Raw genomic sequence first — 22,339 nt, forward strand, 5'->3', positions numbered from 1 at the left:
CAGCCGGCGCCTGATCTCCGGCGTTCAGCGCGCGCCCACCACCTGCGCCCCGGCATCGGCCGGCAGGCGCAGGCTGTCGATCACGCCGGCCAATGCCAGGCCGCCCATCGCCACCAGCGCCAGGCGGAACACGGCCGGATCGGCCGCCGCCCAGCCGGCCAGTCCGCCCACCTCCAGCAGCAGCGCCGCCCCGGCGATCCCCAGCCCCGTCGTCACCTGCGCCACCACGGAAAACAGGGTCGACGCCCCGCTCATCTGCGCCGCCGGCACATTGGCGAACGCCAGCGTGTTCAGCGCGGTGAACTGCATCGAACGGAACATCCCGCAGAAAAACAGCACGCCGCCGATCACGGCCAGCGGCGTCTCCGGCCGCAGCAGCGCGCAAGCGGGAAAGCTGGCTGCCAGCAGCACGCCATTCCACACCAGCACCCGCCGCAGGCCGAAGCGGCGCATTGCCCAGCCCGTCGCCGGTTTCATCGCGAGGTTGCCGGCGAACAGCGCCAGCAGCAGCATGCCGGCCACGGGGCCGGACAGGCCGAACGACACCTGGAACATCAGCGGCAACAGGAACGGCGCGCTGCCGATGGCGATGCGCGCCAGCGAACCGCCGCGGACCGTGGCGGCGAAGGTGGCGATGCGCAACGGCCGCAAGTCGATCAGCGGCGCGCTGGCGCGGCCGAAGTGCCGCGCGCACCACCACAGCAGCAGGCAACCGGCCACCAGCGCCAGCCCGGCCCCGGTCCAGCGCCCCTGCGCCGGCAGCTCCGCGCCCACCATCAGCAGCGTGCAGGCCAGCGCGCTGGCTGCAAAGCCGGGCAGGTCGAACGGGCGCGGCTCCGTGCCGGCTCCGGGGATCACCACGAAAGCCGCGGCGAACAGCAGCACCCCGAGCGGAACATTGACGAGGAAGATCCATTGCCAGCCCCAATGCGCCGTGATGAAGCCGCCCAGTGCCGGGCCGATCACGGGCGCCGCCAGCCCGGGCCAGGTGATGGTGGCGATGGCCCGCACCAGCCCCGCCTTGGGCGTGGCGCGCAGCACCACCAGCCGGCCGACCGGCACCATCAGCGCGCCGCCCATGCCTTGCAGGATGCGTGCCGCGGTGAACGCGGCCAGTGAACCGGACAGCGCGCACAGCACGGAAGCGGCCGTGAACACGGCGATGGCGGCACCGAACACGCGGCGCGGCCCGTAGCGGTCGGCCAGCCAGCCGCTGGCGGGAATGCACGCGGCCAGCGCCACCAGGTAAGCGGACAGGCCCACCGACAGGCGGCCGGGCTGCGTGCCGAAGGTGTGCGCCATCTGCGGCAGCGACGTGGTGATCGCTGTCGCATCCAGGTTCTCCATGAAGAAGGCGGCAGCGACGAGCCAGGGAACGGCGCGGGCGCGTCGCTCGGCGATGCGGTCGGACATGCGGCTGGTCTGGACTGTGGCGGGAAAACATCACTATAGCCGAAGCCCGCCAGCCCAGGGGTCGCCGGCTCCCGCCGCCGCCGCGCACTACGGAAGATGGACTACGGCTTGACGATGATGGCTTCCAGATAGCCAGCCGGAGCGACCAGCGAGGCGCCGCCGGAGATGTCGGCTTCGCGCGCCAGCGCCTCCAGGTCGCATTTGAGACCGGCCTGCCCGCCGGCGTCCAGCGCGGCGAACGCCTTCAGCACGGGGCCATAGTAATCGCGGAATACCTGCATCATGTGCGCCGCCGAGCGGTAGCGGAAATTGAAATCGCGCCGCGTGCAGCGGATCTCCACATCGCCGAAGATCTCGCGCAGGTGGCTTTCGGTACCCCACAGCGGCGGCCCGGCCACGCCGGCCGGCGGCGGCACGTAGCCCCCCACCACCTTGAACATCCTGCCGATGAAGCCGTCGGGCGTCCAGCTGGCCACGCCGATGCGCCCGCCAGGGCGGGTCACGCGCAGCATCTCGGCCGCCGTGCGCCGATGGTCGGGCGCGAACATGGAACCGAAGGTGGACAGCACGCAATCGAATTCGCCATCGTCGAACGGCAGCGCTTCCACGTCGGCCACGCGGAACTCGACCTCGAGGCCTTCGGCCCACGCGCGGCCGCGGCCCTTGTCGAGCAGCGCCGGCACGTAGTCGGTGGACGTGACGCGGGCGAAGCGGCGCGCCGCCGCCAGCGTGGCGTTGCCGTTGCCGGCGGCAACGTCGAGCACGCGCTCGTCGGCGCGCACGTCGGCGGCCTCGGCCAGCAGCTCGCCGACGATCTGCAGCGTGGTGCCGACGATCGCGAAGTCGCCGCTGGCCCAGGTGGCCTGCTGGCGTGCCTTGATGGCGGTGAAATCGGGGGTGGGCGGTGGCGTCACGGCGTTGGCGGCGGCGGACAGGTCGGCCAGGTCGGTCATTCTGTGCTCCTTCAGTTTGTCATGGTGGATGCCGCGCGGGCGGTCCCCGCGCGGCCTTGCCATTATTGCCAGCCTGCGCTGCTTGACGCTTGTCCGGCCGTCGTTCATGCTTGACCAAACGTCCGCAATCCGACCATCACCGCGGGGAGGTGCGCCCATGGCCACCGGCTCCACCAGCTCCACCAGCTTCACCGGCCTCACCGGCTTGAACCGCTCTGCCAGCCCTGCCGGCAACACGAGCGCCACCGGCGCTTCCGACACGCTGTCCGATGTGCTGCGCACCGTGCGCCTGCGCGGCGCCGTGTTCTACGCCGTGAACGTGGGGCCGGAATGGGCGGTCGAGGCGCCCGCCTCGGCCGAGGTTGCCGCCATGGTGGTCCCCGGCGCCGGCCGCGTGATCGAATACCACGTGCTGATCGAGGGTACCGCCTGGGCTTCGCTGCCCGGCCAGCCGCCGGTGCGGCTGGCGCCGGGCGATGTCGTCATGTTCCCGCAGGGCGATGCCCACGTGATGGCCAGCGCGCCCGGCGTGCCGCCACTGCCGTTCTCGATGGACTGGATGCGCGCCACCCACGACCTGCCGAAACCGCTGCCATTGGCGATCCACGGCAATGACCTGGCATGGGGCGACGCGGCGCGCCGCACCGATGGCCGCAGCGACATCGTGTGCGGCTTCCTCGGTTGCGACCACGGCCCGTTCAACCCGCTGCTGGAAGCGCTGCCGCGGCTGCTGCACGTGCCGGCCGACGGCGACGGCGCGTGGCTGCGCCAGGCGATGCTGCAGGCGGCCTGCGGCGTGTGCGGTCCGGGCGGCGGCCCCGGCGGCGGCGCGCTGGCCGAGCGCATCAGCGAAACCATGTTCATCGACGCGGTGCGCCGCCACGCCAGCCGCCTGCCCGACCACGCCACCGGCTGGCTGGCCGGCCTGCGCGACCGGCAGGTGGGCCGCGCGCTGGCGCTGATCCATGCCGATCCCGGCCACCCGTGGAACGTGGCCCAGCTGGCCGGCGCGGCGGCGCTGTCGCGCTCGGCCTTCTGCGAGCGCTTCGCACGCCTGCTGGGCGTATCCCCGGCGCGCTACCTGGCACGCTGGCGCATGGAACTGGCCGCCACGCTGCTGCGCCAGGGACAGGCGCCGGTGGCCAGCATCGCCTTCCAGGTCGGCTACGAGTCCGAGGCCGCGTTCACGCGCGCCTTCGCGCGCCTGGTCGGCATGCCGCCATCCCGCTGGCGCGCCACGCCGCTCCAGTGAGCCGGGCAATACCGGCCCACCGGCTTTTCCGTTGCGTTGCCTGATGCTATAGAATCGTGCTCTTTGAACACGACCGGCGGGGACCATGGCAGCACACATCGATAACGGCGGAGGGCTGAAACGGGGGCTGAAAAGCCGCCACATCCAGCTCATCGCGCTGGGCGGGGCGATCGGCACCGGGCTGTTCCTCGGCATCGCGCAAACCATCCGCATGGCCGGCCCGTCGGTGCTGCTTGGCTATGCGATCGCCGGCGTGGTCGCCTTCCTGATCATGCGCCAGCTGGGCGAGATGGTGGTCGACGAACCCGTCGCCGGCTCGTTCAGCTTCTTCGCCGACAAATACTGCGGTCCGCTGGCGGGCTTCCTGTCGGGCTGGAACTACTGGGTGCTGTACGTGCTGGTCAGCATGGCCGAACTGTCGGCCGTGGGCATCTACGTACAGTACTGGTGGCCGGAAATCCCCACCTGGATATCGGCACTGGCGTTCTTCGTCGTCATCAACGCCATCAGCCTCACCAACGTAAAGGCGTTCGGCGAGATGGAATTCTGGTTCGCCATCATCAAGGTGCTGGCGATCGTGGGCATGATCGGCTTCGGCCTGTGGCTGCTGGCGTCCGGCGGCGCGGGGCCGGAAGCGAGCGTTTCCAACCTGTGGCGGCACGGCGGCTTCTTCCCCAACGGCGTGACCGGGCTGGTGATGGCGATCGCCGTCATCATGTTTTCGTTCGGCGGGCTGGAACTGGTGGGCATCACCGCCGCGGAGGCGGACGACCCGTCGCGCACCATCCCGAAGGCCACCAATCAGGCCATCTACCGCATCCTGATCTTCTACATCGGTGCGCTGGGCGTGCTGCTGTCGCTGTACCCGTGGCAAAAGGTGGTCGAAGGCGGATCGCCGTTCGTGCTGATCTTCCAGGCACTCGACGCCAAGGCCGTGGCGCATGCGCTGAACCTGGTCGTGCTGACGGCCGCCCTGTCGGTCTACAACAGCTGCGTGTACTGCAACAGCCGCATGCTGTACGGCCTGGCGATGCAGGGCAATGCGCCCCGCTCGCTGCTGAAGGTAAACAAGCGTGGCGTGCCGCTGGCCGCGCTGGGCGTGTCGGCCATCGCCACGGCCGTGTGCGTCAGCGTCAACTACTTCATGCCGGGCAAGGCCTTCGAGTTGCTGATGGGCCTGGTCGTGTCGGCGCTCATCATCAACTGGGGCATGATCAGCTGGATCCACCTGCGTTTCCGCGCCGCCAAGCGCGCCCAGGGGCTGAAGACGGGCTTCCCCAGCCCGCTGGTGCCGCTGGCCAACTGGCTGTGCCTGGCGTTCCTGGGCGGCGTGCTGGTGGTGATGTACCTGACGCCGGGCTTGCGCATGTCCGTCTACATGATCCCCGTCTGGCTGCTGGCGCTGTGCGTGGGGTACTGGAGCAAGCAGAGGAAGCAGGCGCTGGCGGCATAGCCGGCGCCTGCGCGTGCGAGGCGGCCGGATGCTTCGCGGGTCACCGCGCCGGCACGTCGGCGACGGACTCGTCGGCCAGCACGCTGCGGTTGCGGCCGGCCCGCTTGGCGCGGTACAGCGCCATGTCGGCGGCGTGCAGCATGCCTTGCACGGTATCGTTCTCGGCGGGAATCCGCGCACACAGCCCGATGCTGGCGGTAACGTGGGGCGCGGCCGAAGCGGCCGCGTGCGGGATGCCGAGCGCACCGATGCGCCGGCACAGCCAGTCGCCATAACGGGCCAGCGCGGCCGGCGTGGTATTCGGCAGCAGCACCACGAATTCCTCGCCGCCGTAGCGGGCGGCCAGTTCGCCGGGGCGGCGCGCACCATCCTGCAGCGTATCCGCCACTTCCCGCAGGCACGCGTCGCCACGCTGGTGCCCGTAGCGGTCATTGAACAGCTTGAAGTCATCGACATCGACCAGCACGAGCCCCAATGGCAGCTGGTGGCGCCGGTGCCGGGCGAACTCGGTGGCCACCTGGCGGTCGAAATAGCGGCGGTTGTACAGGCCCGTCAAGCCATCCTGGTTGGCCAGGTCGCCCAGCACCGCCAGCGCCGCCTGCAACCGCAGGTGGGTGCGCACGCGGGCCTGCACCACGGCCGCGTTCAGCGGTTTCGGGATGAAATCGACGGCGCCCGCGTCCAGGCAGGCGATTTCCGCTTCCGGCGATGACTGCGCCGTCACGAAGATCACCGCGCTGCTGCGCAGGTCCGGGTCGCGGCGGAGCTGTTCATTGACGGCGAAGCCATCCATCCCCTGCATCTCCACGTCCAGCAGGATCAGTTGCGGCCGCTGCAGGCGCGCCAGCTCGAGCCCGGCGGCCCCGCTGGTGGCGAACAGCACGCGGCCCTGCTCGCGCACCATGGCCGACAGCAAGCGGATGGTGTCGACGTTGTCATCGATGATGAGGATCGTGTTCTCCGGAAGCGCCGCCGTCATTGGTCCTCCTTCATGGCCGCGGGCAGCAGGGCCAGCACGCGGTCGAAGTCCAGCGCGGCCATCGCCGCCGCGATGGCCGCCAGGCCGTCGCTGTCGAGCTGTTCGGCCAGCGCGCCGCGCAGGGTTTCATACACGGTGGACGCATCCAGGTCGCGCTCGCGCAACAGCGTGATCCAGCGCCGCACGTCCTCCGGCGCGGGGGCCGGCACCTCGGCCTGCCGGTGGCCGGCCAGCCAGTCGCGGGCGGACGCCGTGGTGCCGCCCAGTTCGCGCCCGGCGCCCTCGAACAGCCGGGCCGCATCATCCTGCCGCCCTTCGCGCAACGCCGCTTCCAGCTCGACGGTGATGGCGGCGAAGGTGCGCGCACCCAGGCTGCCGACGGAGCCGCGCAGCGCATGGAGGATGCGCGCGGCGGCGCCGCCGTCGCCGTCCTCCCAGCATTCGCGCGCCCGCGCCAGCTCGGCGGGCGCCTCGCGCGCCATGCGGGCCACCAGCGCGACCAGCGACTGCATCTGCGCCGGATTGCGGGCCGACAGCGCGGCCAGGCGCTCGACATCGAAGCGCTGCGCCGGCGGCGTTTCCGCCGGCGCGGCGGGCCGGGCCTGCCGCAAGTGTTCCTGGATTCGGATCATCATCTGCTCCACGTCGATCGGTTTCGGAATGAAGTCGTTCATGCCTGCCGCCAGGCATTGTTCACGCTCGGCCGCGGTGACCCCGGCACTCATGGCCAGGATCGGCAATTGCAGGCCGAGCCGGGTGCGCAGGATGCGCGTCGCGGTGTAGCCATCCATCACCGGCATCTGCACATCCATCAGCACGATATCGAAATCGCAGCGGCTCTCGCCGCGCCGGGCCGCGAACAGGTCGACCGCCTGCTGGCCGTCGCCCACCGCCGTCACCAGCGCACCGGCCGGCTCCAGGATACCCTTGGCGACCAGCTGGTTGAGCGCATTATCCTCCACCAGCAGCACGCGCACGCCTGCCAGTTCGGTGGCACGCCCGGGCGCCGCCGGGGCGTCCGCCGGCAACACACGCGGGGCAGCCGGCACCACGCCGGCCAGCGCGGAACGCAGGCTTTGCGCGGTGACCGGGCGCACCAGCGGCACCGTATCGGGCACCGGGTTGCCCTGGGCCCCGCCGGTCAGCTGCATGAACGCCACCGCCCGGCCCGGCCAGCGCGCGGCCAGTTCGCGGCGCAGCTGCGCCACCACCGCCGCGTCGCCATCGACCAGCACGGCATCGACGGGCAGGTCGGCCGCGGCCACCGCCTGCGCGGCCGACTCGGCCCAGCCAGCCGTCCAGCCCAGCGTTTCGATGGCGCGCGCCAGGCTGGCGCGGCTGGCGCGGCGCGGTTCCACCACCAGCAGGCGCAGCGGCGCCGTCCCGCCGGGCTGTGCAGCGTCTTCCAGGCCCGGGTGGGTAGCCGGCGGCGGCGCGCAGGCCAGCGGCAGCGTCACCGAAAACTCGCTGCCCTCGCCCGCCACGCTGGACAGCTGGATACGCCCGCCCATCAATTCGGTCAGCTGGCGGGCGATCGTCAGGCCGAGCCCGGTGCCGCCGAAGCGGCGCGAAATGCCGGCGTCGGCCTGTTCGAACGGCGTGAACAGGCGCGCCTGCTGCTCCGGGTCGATGCCGATGCCGGTATCGCGCACGGCGAAGCGCACGGTCGCCGTATTGCCGTGCTGGGCCAGCCGGCTGGCGGTAAACACCACCTGCCCCTGCGCGGTGAACTTGAGGGCATTGCCGACCAGGTTCAGCAGCACCTGCTGCAGGCGCATCGCATCGCCGATGAACATGGCCGGCAAGTCCGGCTCCACGTCCACCACCAGTTCCAGCGGCTTCCCGCTGGCCCGCATGGCGGTGGCCGCCGCCTCGACGATCTCGCCCAGCGCGAACGGCAGCGCGGCGATGTCGACGCGGCCCGCCTCGATCTTGGAGAAATCGAGCACATCGTCGACCACGCCCACCAGCGTCTTGCCGCACGACTGGATCATGCCCACGTATTCGCGCTGCTGCGGCGCCAGCCCGGAATGCTCGAGCAGGTGCGCCAGCCCCAGCACCGCGTTCAGCGGCGTGCGGATTTCATGGCTGACATTGGCCACGAACTCGCTCTTGGCCCGGCTGGCCGCCTGCGCCAGGCGCTCGTTGCGGGCCTGGGCCAGCTCGGCCATCTTGCGGTCGGTAATGTCCATCGCCATCACATGGAAGCCCTGCACCGAGCCGTCGGCGCCGATGCTGGGGATGTAGTCGGCCATGAAATAGGTGGGCCAGCCGGGCACCTCGAACGCTGTTTCAAAATGCACCGCCTGCCCGGACAGCACGGTGCGCACGTGGCCGCGCAGGCTGTCGTACACCTGCGGGCCGACCAGGTCGCCGAGGCGCTTGCCGATCATGCGCGCCGGGTCCACGCCCAGCAGCGATTCGAAGCGGCGGTTGGCGAAGCGGTACACTTCGTCGCGGTCGAGATAGGCGATCAGGGCCGGGCTGTTGTCGGCAATGGTGCGCAGGAACTGTTCGCTGTCAGCCAGTTCCCGCTCGATGCGCCGGCGCTCGGAGATATCGTCCAGGAAGGCGCCGAACGAACGGCTGCCGCCGACCTCGATCAGCCCGATCGTCATCGCCACGGGGAACTCGCTGCCGTCGCGGCGCAGCGCCATCAATTCGATGCGCTTGCCCAGCACGCGGCTGTCGCCGCCGGCCAGGAAGCGCGCCAGGCCGGCCGTGTGGGCCGCGCGCATGGCCGGCGGCACCACCAGGTCGTGCAGCAGCAAGCCGCGCACTTCCTCGCGCGACCAGCCGAACAGCTGTTCGGCACGGGGATTCCAGTCGGTGACGCGGCCTGCGCTGTCCATGCCGATGAAGGCGTCGTGCGCGGTTTCCAGGATGGCGCGGATGCGCGCCTCGTTCTGGCGCACCGCTTCCAGCGACTGCGCCACGTCGCGGGTACGCTGCGCCACGCGTTCCTCCAGCTCGGCGTTCACCTCGGTCAGCTGGCGCTCCTTCTCCTTGAGCCGGGTCAGGCTGGTATTGACGGCGCCGGTCAGCGCCGCCAGTTCCTGGAAACTGCCGCGCGGCACCGCGATCGCGTGGCTGCTGCCCTCCTCGATCGCCACGGCCAGCGCGGCGGCGTTCTGCAGCGGGCGCGTGATGCGGCGCGAGACACGCCAGCCGATCAGCGAGGAGGCCAGCGCCACGGCCAGGCCGACCAGCGCGACCCGTGCCTGCAGGCTGCGCACTTCGGCATAGGCGGCGCGGGTGTCCTGCCGGGTCAGCACGATCCAGCCCAGGCCCGGGTAGCCGCCGTGGCCGCGCGTGACGGCGCCGCCCACCAGGTAGTCGCGGCCGTCGGCCCAGCGCTCCACCGCATATTGTTGCCGGCCGGCCCGCGCCGCCGCGAGCACCGCCGGCCCCACCACGGTGCCCGTCACCGCGCGCGGCCCGGCCAGCACCGTGCCGTCGCTGCCGACGATCAGTGTTTCACCGTCGCTGCCGCCAGCCGCGTCGATCTGCAGGCGCATCGCCTCGGCCCACCGCCAGTTCAGGTGCGCGCCCAGCACGCCCCGCGCACGCCCGTCGGGGCCGGAGACGGGAAAAGCCACGTCGACGAAGCGCGGCGGTCCGCCCTCTTCGCGCGGCAACAGCTTGGCCAGCAGTTTCGCGTCATGCACGTCGTGCACGTGGCGGCCCGCCAGCGCGCCGGAGAACCAGGGGCGTTTCGCCACGCCGGCGCCTTCCAGCAAGCCGCCGGTGGCGGCCAGCACCTTGCCGTCCAGGTCCGTCAATCCGATCCACGCGTACAGCGGATAGCTCTGCTGCAGGCTCTCGGCCACGCGGCGCCGTTCGGCGGCAGGCAGTCGCTCGTCCGAGAATTCGCGGCGCGCCGCCAGCATCCGCACTTCGCGGTAGCGTTCGTACATCGTGCTGTCGAGCTGCTGCGCGGCATAGCGTGCCCGCTCGGCCAGCGCGCCGGCGATCGACTGTTTCAGCGCATTGCTGGCGAGGTGGCCCAGCAGGACCACCAGCACGGAAGTCGACAGCAGCACGGACAGCGCCAGCCACAGGGCCAGCCAGCTGCCCAGGCGGCGGCGCGGGAACAGCCGCGCCAGGAGGGAACAATGGGTAGAAGATGGCGTGGACGGACGCACGCTCCCCGGGTGACGAGACATCGGAACTTCCTGATCGAATGATGCGGTAAAAACTCAGGAACCGGGGGCGGGGGTTCGCGGAAGGATCGCTCCCTTATGTTTGCGAAGGGAGCGAGGCGCAACCGTCAGTGTACTCCAGGAAAGGCGCGGGGCGGCACGGCACGGTTCCGGATCGCCGCGATTACCGGGACAGTGTTGCCATAAAGCATCACCCAGCCGCAGCGGCGGCGGCGCGCCGCGCGGCGATGCACCGGCTCAGGCGGCGCGCAGGCTCATGTCCGGCACGTCGTTCTGGGAAAACGCCACGCGGAACTTGCTGCGGCGGTCGCCCATCAGGATGCGCAGGTCGCCGATCGGGATGTCCGAGACTTCGTGCATGCGGATCAGCAGGGAAGCGCCGATCGCCAGGCGGAAATGGCGGATCTTGCTGATCACGGGCGGCGCCACGTCCAGCATGCGCGACAGGGCCGCGTCGTTCTTCAGGTCGAGCCGGTCGATCAGGTGATCGAGCAGCCGGTTCGGGTCGTACGTCAGCAGCACGTCCTCGTGCGCATCGGCACGCATGCCATTGTGGTTGTCCAGGTTGTTGGTTGCGCTGGCAGCGCTGCGAAGGGTCGTCATGATGTTCTCCAGATTTTGCGGTTCACAGCCCGGGTCGGGCCTGTCGGCCGGCACGAACACGATAGCCCCTGGGTGGGTGCGTCGATATCGTGACCGGTGGTCGTGAGATGCGCCAGGAGCGGCGTCCCCGCGGAGATGCGGAAGGGAACTCGGTCCGCGCGGCTGAGGTTGGGGGCGGCGGACGGTTACCATATTGCACGATAAATTCTTTAAAGGCAATCAACAAACGACACTGTAGTTTTTTCGCAATGTTCCAGCGCAGCGCGGCAAGGACCCGGCGCCCCGAACGCGACGACAGAAAATACATGAGCCAGCTTGACTTGCGGTTTGCAACAGCGGATGCTATCCGGGTGACAGCAGCGGAGATCGGCATGACTCTGGAGAGACGGGAAAGCGGACAGGGCAACCGTGGCGGCAAGCCCCATGACCGGCGCAGCAACCCTGCGCTGGCGGCGGTGGTCGACCAGGCGATCCGCTACGACGCCGAACGCGGTGCCGCGCTGGCCTGGGCCTACCTGGCACAGCATGGCCTGCCGCCGGAAACCATCCTGCGCGTGCTGGCCGCCCCGGCCACCGGCCAGCGCCCCCGCCGCGACGCATCCGGCACGCTGGACGGCGCCACCTTCCACGCCTGACGGGCGGGCCCCGCGCCCGCCGGCCGCACTTCGCCCTCCGCGCTTTGCCCTCCCCGCTTTGCCCTCCCCGCTTTGCCCTCCGCACTTCGCCCTCCGCACTTCGCCCTCCGCGCTTCGCCGCCCCCACTTTGCCGTCCTCACCTGCTCACGGCGCAGCCGCTACAATGCAGCATGACCGCGTCGCTTCCCCCATCCACTACGCCATCCACGCCCCCGGCCGGCACCCCGGCCCCGAAAGCCGCCCCGTCTTCCGATGAAGGGGGCCGCCTGGCGTTGCTGCATGCCCTGCAATTGCTCGACTCGGCGCCCGAACCCGTGTTCGACCGGGTCACGCGGGTAGCCAGCCGGCTGCTGGACACGCCTGTCACGCTGTTCTCGCTGATCGATCGCGACCGCCAGTGGTTCAAGTCCCGGGTCGGCCTCGACGTGCCGGAAACGCCCCGCAATGTCTCGTTCTGCACCCATGCCATCGAACAGCACGAACCGCTGGTGGTCAACGATGCGCTGGAAGATCCCCGCTTTGCCGGCAACCCGCTGGTGCGGGGCGGGATGAAGATCCGCTTCTATGCCGGGGTGCCGATCCGTTCGCTGAAAGGCCATGCCATCGGCACGCTGTGCGCGATCGACACGCGGCCGCGCCAGCTGGCCCCCGGCGAGCTGGCCGCCTTGCAGGACCTGGCCGGCATCGTCGCCGACGAGGTGCACCGGCGCGAACAGCTGGTGCTGGCGCGCGGGCAGCTGGAGGCCGTGGACGCGGCCATGCGCAGCACCGAAGCCCGGCTGCGCTCGATCTTCGAGCTGGCCAGCTTCGGCATCGCCCTGATCGATGCGACCAGCGGCAACTGGCTGACCGTCAATGCCGCGGCCTGCGCGATCCTCGGCTACACCGAAGAGCAGTTTCGCCGGCTCACGTTCCGCCAGATCACCCATCCCGACGACGTGCCCGGCGACATGGCGCTGGTGCGCGATCTGCTGGCCGGCAAGATCACCCAGTACGAGCGGCAGAAGCGCTACCTCCGCCACGACGGCAGCGCCGTCTGGGTGCACACCAACGTCAGCCTGAAGACCGACGACACGGGCCGGCCCGAGTACTTCATCGTGGCGGTCATCGATATCGATGCGCGCAAGGCCGCCGAGCACGAGCTGGCGCTACTGCACGCCCAGCTGGAAGCCCGGGTCGACGACCGCACCCGCGCGCTGGTCGAGGCCAACCGCCACCTGACCGAAGCGATCGGCCGCCAGCAGCAGGCCGAGGCGGCGCTGCGCGCCCACGAGGCGGAACTGTCGAACATCCTGGAGTTCGCCAACGATGCGTATATCGGCCTGGATGACAGCGGCCGCGTGATCGCCTGGAATCGCCAGGCCGAGCGCACCTTCGGCTGGACCGCCGCGGAAGCGGGCGGCAGGTCGCTGGAACAGCTGATCATTCCCGCCGAGCTGCGCGACCGCCACACGCAGGGGCTGGCGCGCTACAGCGCCACCGGCACCGGGCCGGTGGTCGGCAAGCGGCTCGAGTTGCCGGCCCGGCGCAAGGATGGCAGCACGCTGACGGTGGAAATCCGTATTCACGCCACGGAGATCGACGGGCGGCGCACGTTTTCCGCGTTCCTGCACGACATTTCGGACCGCAAGCAGGCCGAGGCGCAACGCGAGCACGACCTGCGCCACGATCCGCTGACGGGCTTGCTGAACCGCCGCGCGCTGGAAGAATTGCTGCCACAGGCGAAGGCCCGTTCGCAGCGGCACGGCATCGGCTTCGCCGTGCTGTTCATCGACCTCGATGGCTTCAAGGCCGTCAACGACCGGTTCGGCCACGATGCCGGCGACGCGCTGCTGTGCGAGGTGGGGCGCCGCCTGCGTGGTTCGGTGCGCCAGAACGACAACGTGGTGCGGCTGGCCGGCGACGAGTTCGTCGTGGTGCTCGAGGGGCAGCCCTACACGCTGGCCGAGGCGCGCACGGTGGCGGCGAAGCTCATTGCCGCGCTGGCGGAGCCGGTCGGGGTGGCCATGGGGGAATCGATGGAAACGGTGCAGGTGGGCGCCAGTATCGGCATCGCCATGCATGGCGCCGGCGACGCGGCGGAACCCGCCGAGCTGCTGCGCGAAGCGGACCGCCAGATGTACCTGGCGAAGGAAGCGGGCCGGGGCGGCATCCGCCCCGTTGAAGGGTAAGCCGGCAAGCGCGCCGGCATGGTGATCAGTGGCTGGGTCAGTGGCTGCCGTGCATGGCCTGCGCCGCGGTGGCGCGGGCGGCGAAGTAGCAGGCGCCGGCGCAGCGTTCCAGGCCGGAGCGGTCCAGCACCACCACCATGCCGCGGCGGCACTGGATCAGGCCGTCGGCGGCCAGCTTGCCGGCGGCGGCGGTGATGCTCTCGCGGCGCACGCCCAGCAGGTTGGCGATCATTTCCTGGGTGACTTTCAGTTCGCTGGATTGCGAGCGGTCCAGGCGCTCCAGCAGCCAGCGGCACAGCTTTTGTTCGATACTGCTGTGGCGGCTGCTCACGACGTTCTGCGCCAGTTGCGCGAACAGGCCGCTGGTGTAGCGCATCAGCTGCTGGGCCAGCATGCCGCCCTCGGCGAAGTGGGCGCGCAGCGCATCGGTGCGCAGGCGGTAGCCGTAGCCGGCGGCCTGCACCACCGCCGTGTTGCTGGCGCGTTCGCCCTTGTACATCGCCACGCCGGCCACGCCTTCGCGGCCCACCACGGCGATCTCGGTGGTGATGCCATCCTCGTTCACATATTGCAGCGACACGATGGCCGTGGTCGGGAAGTAGCTGTACTCGATCTTCTCGCCGAAATCGTACAGATGTTTACCGGCCGGCATCGCCACCAGTTCCAGGTCCGGGATCAGGCGTTCCAGTTCATCCATCGGCAGCGCACGCAGCAGTTCGTTCTGCTGCACCCCCGTCACGCTGATGCCCTGCGGCGCCAGCTTGCCGCGCGGCGCTTTCGGCGCGGTGGCGGCCAGGTTGATCATCGAGCCCGGGAGGGAGGAGGTATCGGTGTGCGCGGTCTTAAACATTGTCGTTGTCCTTGTCGATGTCTTCGGAGTTGAACCCGAGATCTGTTTCGTTGTCATTTCCTCCACTTTATGGTTGAGCCATGTTTTTGAGAGTCGGACTACTGTAGGACGCCGTGTAGTATTCGGACATCAGCCGGTGTAATCTCAGTCCTACGTGAACTGGCGCACATTCAAACGGGGCTGAAACCCGGAAAATGCAGTTCATCCGCTCCACGCCACTTACCGACTGATGAAAGCGCCCATGAACAGCATCTTCAAAGTTTCCTACGCCCTGCAACGCCAACAACGCGCGGTCGAACGCACGCTCTACGCGCGCTCGGCCGAGGAAAGCATGCTGGCATCGAAGTGGGTGGACGCGTGGCACCGGCTGGTGCAGGCGCGGCTGGACAAGATGGCAGAAAGCAGCCGCTATATCGACAGCCGCGGCCGTTTCCTGCATTGAGGCTTTCCTGACACGGTCCCCGGCAGCGCGCCGGGGATGCGATTCTTTCCCGTTACTTTCGCGTTACTTTCCCGTTACTTTCCCGTTACTTTCCCGTTACTTTCCCGTTACTTTCCCGTTACTTTCCCGTTACTTTCCCGTTACTTTCCCGTTACTCTTCCGTTACTTCCCCGCACTTTTCCCGTCACTTTCCCGTCACTTTCCCCGCATTTCTTTCCGCTTTACCCCCGCCCTTCCCCTGCTTCGCCCTGCCCGGCCGCCCTGCTCGATCGGCCTTTCTCCACTGCTTTTCCCCACTCCCCGACCCGGCTTTTCCGCCGCTCTTGTTGACGTATACGTTAACTGATTTTCATCATTGTCCCCGTGTGCTAGTATGCGGCGGCGAGCCCGCCCGGGCTTGCCGTTGTGCAAACAGCGACAGACCGCTGCGGGCCTACCCGGCAACGCGCGGCGCCGGAGACAATCTCAACAAAATTGGAGAAGCAGTGAGCATTTTCAGAACCAAAAATCTTGACGATATGGTCGCGGCCAGTCGTAAGCCCGGCGGGTTGAAGAAAGTCCTGGGCCCGTTCGACCTCGTCCTGATGGGCATCGGCGCCATTGTCGGCACCGGCATCTTCGTGCTGACCGGTACCGGCGCCCTGACGGCCGGACCCGCGCTCACGCTTTCCTTCGTCATCGCCGCCCTCGCCTGCGGCTTCGCCGCGCTGTGCTACGCGGAATTCGCCTCCACCGTGCCGGTCGCCGGCTCGATCTATACCTACAGCTACGCGACGCTGGGCGAACTGGTCGCCTGGATGATCGGCTGGGACCTGATGCTGGAATACGGCCTGGCCGCATCGGCTGTCGCGGTCGGCTGGTCCGGCTACCTGCAGTCGCTGCTGGCCAGTTACGGCTTCGGCCTGCCCACGGCGCTGACCGCGGCGCCGGGCGCCGTGCCGGGCGCGGCCACGTACTTCAACCTGCCGGCCTTCGTCATCATGATCGTGCTGGCCGGCATGCTGTCGCTGGGCATCCGCGAATCGGCCCGCATGAACAACATCATGGTGGCCATCAAGATCGGCGTCGTGCTGCTGTTCATCGCCGTCGGCGTGGGCCACGTAAAACCCGTCAACTGGCAGCCGTTCATGCCGTTCGGGCACACCGGCGTGCTGTCCGCCGCCGCCCTGGTGTTCTTCGCCTTCATCGGCTTCGATGCCGTCACGTCGGCAGCCGAGGAAGTCAAGCGTCCGGAGCGCGACCTGCCGATCGGCATCATCGGCTCGCTGGCCGTTTGCACCATCCTGTATGTGGTGGTCTCGGCCATCATGACCGGCATCGTGCCGTTCATGGAATTCAAGGGCGTCGACCATCCGGTCTCGCTGGCACTGAAGTACGCTGGCGAAAACTGGGTGGCCCGCTTCGTCGACCTGGGCGCCATCCTCGGCATGACCACCGTCATCCTGGTGATGTCGTACGGCCAGACGCGCATCATCTTCGCCATGTCGCGCGACGGCCTGCTGCCCAAGCGCCTGTCGTCGATCCACCCGAAGCATGGCACGCCGTGGCTGGCCACGTGGATCGTCGGCATCGTGTTCGGCCTGCTGGCCGCGCTGGTGCCGCTGAACGTGCTGGCCGAACTGATCAACATCGGCACGCTGGCCGCGTTCTCGCTGGTCTCGGTCGCCGTGATCATCCTGCGCAAGCAGCGCCCCGACCTGCACCGCGCGTTCCGCTGCCCCGGCGTGCCGGTGATCCCGATGCTGGCCGTGGCGTTCTGCGTCACGCTGATGGCCTACCTGTCGTGGCACACCTGGCTTGCCTTCGGCATCTGGCTGGTGATCGGCCTGGCCATCTACTTCGGCTACTCGCGCCACCATTCGGTGCTGGGCAAGCAGCAGTGAACGGGGAATGAAGAGGCAGTGATGTGAAAAGGGGCGCCGCATGGCGCCCCTTCTTTATTGCGCGACCGGTTCCGGACGCAAGTGCCATTAAGTTAAATCCACCCCAAGGGCAAATTCAGGGATCAGACCCGGAGGGTCTGACCCCTGCCCTTCGCTGTTGGGGTGAATGCATGCGCTTTCGACGTGCGGATGACGCTTAACCCGCCGGCACTAGTCTCGGACACCAGACTTCAGAACGCCACGCGCACGCCCACGTTGACGCGCCGTCCCACGTCTTCCAGCATCAGGAACTGGCTTTCGTTGCTGGCGTATTCATGCGCCTGCTGGTTCGACAGGTTGATCGCATCGGCATAGATGGCGATCGTGTCGGTGATGTTGTAGCGCAGGCTGGCGTCGGTCTGGCCATACGCGGCGCGGTTGCGCGGCTGGGCGCTGCCGCCGCCGCAGTTGATCGAGAAGTGGTTGCGCCAGTTGTAGCTGACCCGCGCCTGGAAGCTGCCGTTCTCGTAGAACACCGAACCGTTGTACGACTGCTTCGACAGGCCGGGGTAGCCGCACACCAGCGCCGCGGCATCGCCGTCACGCTCGGCGGAAGCATCCACGTAGGTGTAGTTGGCCGACACGCCGAAGCCGCGCAGCCACGGGATCGCCTCGTCGAACGCGAACTGGCCGGCGATCTCGGCACCCTTGATCTTGCCCTTCTGCCCGTTGCGCACGCGGCTGTCGTGCACCACCTCGTCGTACTGCGGGATGCGCATGTCGACCAGGCGCGTTTCCAGGAAATCCGATACCTTCTTGTAGAACACCGCCGCGCTGACATAGTTCGTCTTCGACAGGTACCATTCATACGACAGGTCGAGGTTCTTCGACTGCATCGGGTTCAGGTAGGGATTGCCGCCGCCGGTCTGCACGTCGCCGAAGCGCCCGCCGTACCAGTTGTCGACACCCATCTGCGACAGTGTCGGCCGGGTTTCCGTCTTCGACGCGGCCAGGCGCAGCAGCATGTCCTTCGTTACGTCGAACTTCACGTTGGCCGACGGCAGGTAGCTGTTGTAGCTGTTGTCCACGCTCTTGGCCACCCGCGGACCCCAGTTCAGGATGTACGTCGTGTCGTTGGTGCTCTTCACGGCGGAAATCAGCTCGCGGGAGAAGCCGGTCGAGCGGGACTTCACGTGCACCACGCGCAGGCCGGCGTTGGCGGACCAGCGCTCGCCTTCCCACTTGGTGTCGAGGAAGATGCTGGAGACTTTTTCCCTGACGCCCCATTGCGACGCCGGCGCGTCATAGTTGATGCCCATCGGGCCGTTCGGGTAGCGCGTCTTGTCGCCGTACAGGGCCGGGTCGTTCGACTGGCCCAGCAGCGAAGGCTGGTTCAGGTAAGCCATGTATTCGTTCGGATCGAAGCGCAGGAAGGCCTTCGGCACCTGACCGCCGCCGCCGAAGAAGTCATCCATCGGCGTGACCGTAAACAGCGACGACGGCAATGCCACATGGTAGCCGCTGAACGCATTCCACGAATCGGCCTCGAACTCGTGGCGCCCCACTTCGCGCTGCGAATACGACACGCCCGTATCGATGCCCTTGAACGTGCCTTCCTCGCGGTTCCACGACAGGTTCAGGCGCCCCTCGTGCAGCTTGTCGGAATTGGACACTTCGCCGTTCGACACGGCGTGGGCCCGCACCGCGGTGGGATCGGCGATGTTGTCGCCGAAGACCACGGTAGGCCGCGCGCCGAATGTCAGCACGTCGCCATTCCTGGGCAGCATGCCGGCCACCACCCACTGGTCCGGCGATTGCGATGTCGTGCGCGACGTGGAGACATCGCCTTCCAGCTTCCAGTCCGGCGACAGCTGCCACTTCGAGTTCAGGCCGAAGGCCTTGGTTTCCGACAGCCGGTCGCCGCCCTTGACGATCATGTCGTTCGAATTGCCTTCGGTGAGCGGACTTCCTTCACCCACCAGGCCCGGGTTGTTCGCGTAGAAATCCGACCCCGGTCGCTGGAACGACGTCACCTGGTCGTTGTCGTCGTACTGCACGCCGACCTGCACCGGGTTGTTCCAGTCGCTGAAGGCGATCACCTTGTTGCGCTGGTCGAGGCGCGAATACAGCGCATCGGCCGACAGTTTCCAGTCGCGCGACGGGTTGTACTGCACGGTCAGGTTGCCGACCGTACGCTTGCGGCTTTCGTCCTCGACCTGGAAGCCGAAGCTCTGCGGCATGTACAGCTTCCTCGTCGTCACGTCGGCCATCGTCAGGCCGCGCGAGTTCAGGTCGCCATTGATGATCGTCACGTCGCGGTAGTGCCAGTCGTCCGTCACTGCCTTGTTCTGCTTGGAGGCACGGTCCGTGTACGACACCGAAGCCGTCACGCCGAAGGTGCGCGCTTCGTTGGCGAACGTGTACATGCCGGCCAGGTTCGGCGTGTGCTCCTTCGAGTTGTCGTCGTAGGAGTGCGAGACGTTGATCACCGACGAATGCCCGGTCTTGCCGGACAGGGGGCGCGCCGTCTGCACGTCCACCGTCGAGCCGATGCCGCCTTCGGGCAGGAACGGCTGCGAGGTCTTGTACACCAGCACCTTGGAGATCAGGTCGGAGGACAGCAGGTCGAACGAGAATTCGCGGCCGCCCGTATCGCTGGTCAGCGTGCGGCCGTTGACCAGCACGTTGTTGAACTCCGGCCCCAGGCCGCGCACCGAGATATAGCGGCCCTCGCCGTTGTTGCGCTGGATTTGCACGCCGGTCACGCGCTGCAGCGATTCGGCGATGTTCGTGTCGGGGAACTTGCCGGCATCCTCGGCCGACACGGCATCGACCACGCCATCCTGCATCCGCTTGGTGTTCAGCGAGGAACTGAGGGAGGCGCGGATCCCGCTGACCACGACCGTGGCGGCGTTTTCCGCCGGTGCCGTGGCGCTGGTGCTGCCGGCGGCATCCTGCGCGAACGCGGCCATGGGAACCAGCAGTTCGGCGATCAGTGCCGCCAGGACGGTCTTGCGCATGCGATGGTTTTGCATTGTTTTGGGTCTCCTGTTGTTCGTTATATGCGCCGGCCGGATCGAGCCGGTTGCGGGTAACGTTGCCATATACGCCTGTAGCGCATGTGGCAACGTTACCATGGCCGATGGTACATGGCGTGGTTGCGCTGCCAACTATGACTTTTTACACAAGAGGTATGCCGTTTCGAGATAGCTGGGAAAAGCCGTGGAAACAAGCGTGCATGCGCCCTTGCGAAGGGCGGGGCCGTGCCGGCGAAGAATGGTAGGCGCGCCGAATACGTTACAAAAAAACAACAGCCGCGCCACCGCCGAGGCGGCGGAGGGAGGCATGGCGGCCGGAATCAGGCGTCCCGGAAGGTGTCGCTGAAGGTGTCCCAGACTTCACGCGGCACCGACAGGCGGCGGAAGGTGCGCTCTTCCACCGGCAAGTCCTTGCACTTGCGGCCGCCCGGCTGTGCCTTGCCGTCGTCGGACAGCACGTGCAGCGTGCCTTGCGCGTCGAAGAACAGCGATTCCGGATGCAGGCCGGCCAGCCCCGGCACATCGATCTCCACCGGCTGATCGCCCGCGCGGCCGGACCAGCGGTACAGCGCATAGTCGTCGCCGGCCGCCGGGGGGCCGGCGGCGATGTAATAGGCGTCGTCGAGCCATTCGACGGCGCGGATACCGTGGCCCCGCAGGTCCAGCATGATCGGCGCCCCCAGCGTGGCGCGGCCACCCTCGAGCAGCGGCGCCGGGTCGGCCAGCGGCACGATCAGCGCGTACCCATGCGGCACGGGGTTGCGGAAACCGACCAGCAGGCCGCCGCCCGGCGTGGCCGCCAGGCCCTCGATGCACAGGCCGCCCGGGTCCTTGGGCGCCTTGCGCGCCGCCTTCTCCAGGTCCAGGTGGGCCAGCAGCGGATGCTCCACCAGGTCGTCCAGCAGCTTCCGGTAGGGTTTGCCCTCGGGCTTCCCTTGCGGGTCGGTGGCGAACAGCTGGCGCCGCGTGGCGCTGGACCTGCCCTTCCTGTCGCAGCCGTGCGAGGTGATCCACCAGACCCTGCCCGCCAGTTCGGCCGCCCCCTCGATATCGGCCTCGCCGCCGTCCGGGGTGTCGAGCAGCCCGGTGAGGTCGCATTCGCGCACCGGCGGGCCGGCATCGTAGCGATAGACGTGCAGCACGTTCGATTCGTCGTCCGCCGCGATGAATTCATCGTCGCCCAGCGGCACCGCCGCGGACGCATCGCAGATGCGGTAGTGGATGAAGTGGGTGTGGCTTGCCGGCTTTGTCATCGCGTTTTTCTCCATTCGTTTGCGTTCAGGTGCCAGGCCCGTGTGCGGTGCTTGCAAACGGAACATGGCCGGTCGGGCACAGTATGCCCGCCAGCCATGCGATACGGCAGCGAATTACGACAACGCGGCGGGAAAGCCGCTGGAAAACGCGCTGAAAAGCAGCCGGGATTACTGTTCGGCGGGCGCGGCACCCGGCTTGAAGTGCGTCGGGCTGATGCGGAACTTGCGGCGGCGGTCGCCCATCAGGTAACGCAGGTCGCGGATCGACAGCTCGCTCACTTCATGCATGCGGATCAGCAGCGAAGCGCCCACCGGCAGCTTCAGGTGGCGGATCTTGCTGATCACGGGCGGCGCTACTTCGAGCGCGCGGGCCAGCGCCGCATCGTTCTTCAGGTGCATGATGTCGATCAGGCCATCGAGCAGGCGGTTCGGGTTGTAGGTCAGCGCTTCCTCTTCGGACATCACGTGGGACAGCACTTGCGGTGAATCGGGTTTCATCAGGGGCTCCAGAACGGATCAACGGCGTGCCTGGTCGGTCGTGGACGGCGCGCCTTCGTCGCACACTTGCGACAGGCAATTGGGACAATGGTTGTGCTCGGGGCTTCGGAACAACTTCCATCTTGCATCATTTTTTGCCTGCGAGCAATGTCCTGGACGGTTTTTTACGCCCGGGTGTCGCATTCGTGCGATGCCGGCTTTCCTGCCGGGTGGCAGGCCGTGAAAGGGGAACCCGCGGGTGAGCGCCATGGCGCCGTGAGCGGTAACGCCTCGCTCGACAGCTTGCTTTACGTGAACTGGCGCACGGTACGGCCGTGCTCGGCGCATTACGATCGAACCATTCCATTACGTCATGCAACAAGTCACTACCGAAGGAGAGACACGATGTACAAAGTCCGCCGCGCTTACTCCCGCACCGATATCGAAACCGAACTGATCATCAACCGTGCCCTGCTGCTGCAGCAGTCCACGGGCCTGAAGGATGCGCACATGTTCCTGACCCGCAAGCGCATCAAGCCTTCGGTCATCAAGCGCGTGCTGGCCATGCCGGGGGAACGGCGCGATTTTTCGTAATTGCAAGTGCGGCGTCGGCTGCCGGGTTTCAGTTTCATTGCCCTGTCCGATACGGATGCCGCGTAGTTAAGCGTCGTCGCAGATTGAAGGCGCATGCGTTCGCCCCAACAGCGAGAGGCTGGGGTCAGGGAGGAATACTGGCTTGCAGGCCAGTATCGCTACGTCGGCAAGGAGCGATGCTCCTTGAAACCCCGACTGCG

Annotated in this window: 16 protein-coding genes; 7 read left to right on the forward strand and 9 right to left on the reverse strand. The window is 67.9% G+C overall.

Annotated features, from left to right (window positions below; translation table 11 throughout):
• Window positions 1–24: 24 nt before the first annotated feature.
• Window positions 25–1,413, reverse strand: coding sequence for an MFS transporter (locus tag OU994_RS18790; protein ID WP_281607136.1), 1,389 nt, complete (start codon window positions 1,411–1,413; stop codon window positions 25–27).
• 101 nt (window positions 1,414–1,514) lie between these two features.
• Window positions 1,515–2,366 (reverse strand): class I SAM-dependent methyltransferase, encoded by an 852-nt coding sequence (locus OU994_RS18795; protein ID WP_281607137.1) that lies wholly within the window; start codon window positions 2,364–2,366, stop codon window positions 1,515–1,517.
• Between the two features lie 157 nt (window positions 2,367–2,523).
• Here OU994_RS18795 and OU994_RS18800 point away from each other — a divergent pair, with 157 nt between their 5' ends.
• Both OU994_RS18800 and OU994_RS18805 read left to right on the forward strand, forming a co-directional pair.
• Window positions 2,524–3,618, forward strand: a complete 1,095-nt coding sequence (locus OU994_RS18800) for an AraC family transcriptional regulator (protein WP_281607138.1) — start codon at window positions 2,524–2,526, stop codon at window positions 3,616–3,618.
• Window positions 3,619–3,703: 85 nt separating this feature from the next.
• Window positions 3,704–5,071 carry an amino acid permease gene (locus tag OU994_RS18805; RefSeq protein ID WP_281607139.1) on the forward strand — a complete coding sequence of 456 codons (1,368 nt, stop codon included), beginning with the start codon at window positions 3,704–3,706 and terminating at the stop codon, window positions 5,069–5,071.
• Between the two features lie 40 nt (window positions 5,072–5,111).
• Here the strand turns inward: OU994_RS18805 and OU994_RS18810 are convergent, their stop codons facing one another.
• From OU994_RS18810 to OU994_RS18820, 3 genes are all read right to left on the reverse strand, one after another.
• Entirely contained in the window at window positions 5,112–6,050 is a 939-nt protein-coding gene (locus tag OU994_RS18810) for a diguanylate cyclase domain-containing protein (protein WP_281607140.1), read from the reverse strand.
• Window positions 6,047–10,216: a PAS domain S-box protein gene (locus OU994_RS18815; protein WP_281607141.1), complete on the reverse strand. Its 4,170-nt coding sequence runs from the start codon at window positions 10,214–10,216 to the stop codon at window positions 6,047–6,049. The genes OU994_RS18810 and OU994_RS18815 overlap by 4 nt, the downstream gene beginning before the upstream one ends.
• A 234-nt stretch (window positions 10,217–10,450) precedes the next feature.
• Window positions 10,451–10,759 carry a hypothetical protein gene (locus tag OU994_RS18820; RefSeq protein WP_281611667.1) on the reverse strand — a complete coding sequence of 103 codons (309 nt, stop codon included), beginning with the start codon at window positions 10,757–10,759 and terminating at the stop codon, window positions 10,451–10,453.
• 428 nt (window positions 10,760–11,187) lie between these two features.
• On the opposite strand from OU994_RS18820, the gene OU994_RS18825 reads away from it, so the two are divergent.
• Both OU994_RS18825 and OU994_RS18830 read left to right on the forward strand, forming a co-directional pair.
• Window positions 11,188–11,451: a hypothetical protein gene (locus tag OU994_RS18825; protein WP_281607142.1), complete on the forward strand. Its 264-nt coding sequence runs from the start codon at window positions 11,188–11,190 to the stop codon at window positions 11,449–11,451.
• Window positions 11,452–11,622: 171 nt separating this feature from the next.
• Entirely contained in the window at window positions 11,623–13,623 is a 2,001-nt protein-coding gene (locus OU994_RS18830) for a PAS domain S-box protein (protein ID WP_281607143.1), read from the forward strand.
• Window positions 13,624–13,660: 37 nt separating this feature from the next.
• On the opposite strand, the gene OU994_RS18835 is transcribed toward OU994_RS18830, so the two are convergent.
• Window positions 13,661–14,428, reverse strand: a complete 768-nt coding sequence (locus OU994_RS18835; protein ID WP_281611668.1) for a Crp/Fnr family transcriptional regulator — start codon at window positions 14,426–14,428, stop codon at window positions 13,661–13,663.
• Window positions 14,429–14,714: 286 nt separating this feature from the next.
• On the opposite strand from OU994_RS18835, the gene OU994_RS18840 reads away from it, so the two are divergent.
• Window positions 14,715–14,915: a hypothetical protein gene (locus OU994_RS18840; RefSeq protein WP_131145630.1), complete on the forward strand. Its 201-nt coding sequence runs from the start codon at window positions 14,715–14,717 to the stop codon at window positions 14,913–14,915.
• A 485-nt stretch (window positions 14,916–15,400) separates the two neighbouring features.
• Window positions 15,401–16,798 (forward strand): amino acid permease, encoded by a 1,398-nt coding sequence (locus OU994_RS18845; protein ID WP_281607144.1) that lies wholly within the window; start codon window positions 15,401–15,403, stop codon window positions 16,796–16,798.
• Between the two features lie 230 nt (window positions 16,799–17,028).
• On the opposite strand, the gene OU994_RS18850 is transcribed toward OU994_RS18845, so the two are convergent.
• From OU994_RS18850 to OU994_RS18860, 3 genes are all read right to left on the reverse strand, one after another.
• Window positions 17,029–19,812, reverse strand: a complete 2,784-nt coding sequence (locus OU994_RS18850) for a TonB-dependent receptor (protein WP_281607145.1) — start codon at window positions 19,810–19,812, stop codon at window positions 17,029–17,031.
• Window positions 19,813–20,135: 323 nt separating this feature from the next.
• Window positions 20,136–21,068 (reverse strand): DUF3616 domain-containing protein, encoded by a 933-nt coding sequence (locus tag OU994_RS18855; RefSeq protein WP_281607146.1) that lies wholly within the window; start codon window positions 21,066–21,068, stop codon window positions 20,136–20,138.
• Window positions 21,069–21,236: 168 nt separating this feature from the next.
• Window positions 21,237–21,566 carry a hypothetical protein gene (locus tag OU994_RS18860; RefSeq protein ID WP_229420827.1) on the reverse strand — a complete coding sequence of 110 codons (330 nt, stop codon included), beginning with the start codon at window positions 21,564–21,566 and terminating at the stop codon, window positions 21,237–21,239.
• Window positions 21,567–21,950: 384 nt separating this feature from the next.
• Here OU994_RS18860 and OU994_RS18865 point away from each other — a divergent pair, with 384 nt between their 5' ends.
• Window positions 21,951–22,139: a hypothetical protein gene (locus tag OU994_RS18865; protein ID WP_130189244.1), complete on the forward strand. Its 189-nt coding sequence runs from the start codon at window positions 21,951–21,953 to the stop codon at window positions 22,137–22,139.
• Window positions 22,140–22,339 lie beyond the last annotated feature (200 nt).

The sequence above is a fragment of the Pseudoduganella sp. SL102 genome (genome assembly GCF_027856995.1).
GTDB lineage: Bacteria > Pseudomonadota > Gammaproteobacteria > Burkholderiales > Burkholderiaceae_D > Rugamonas > Rugamonas albidiflava.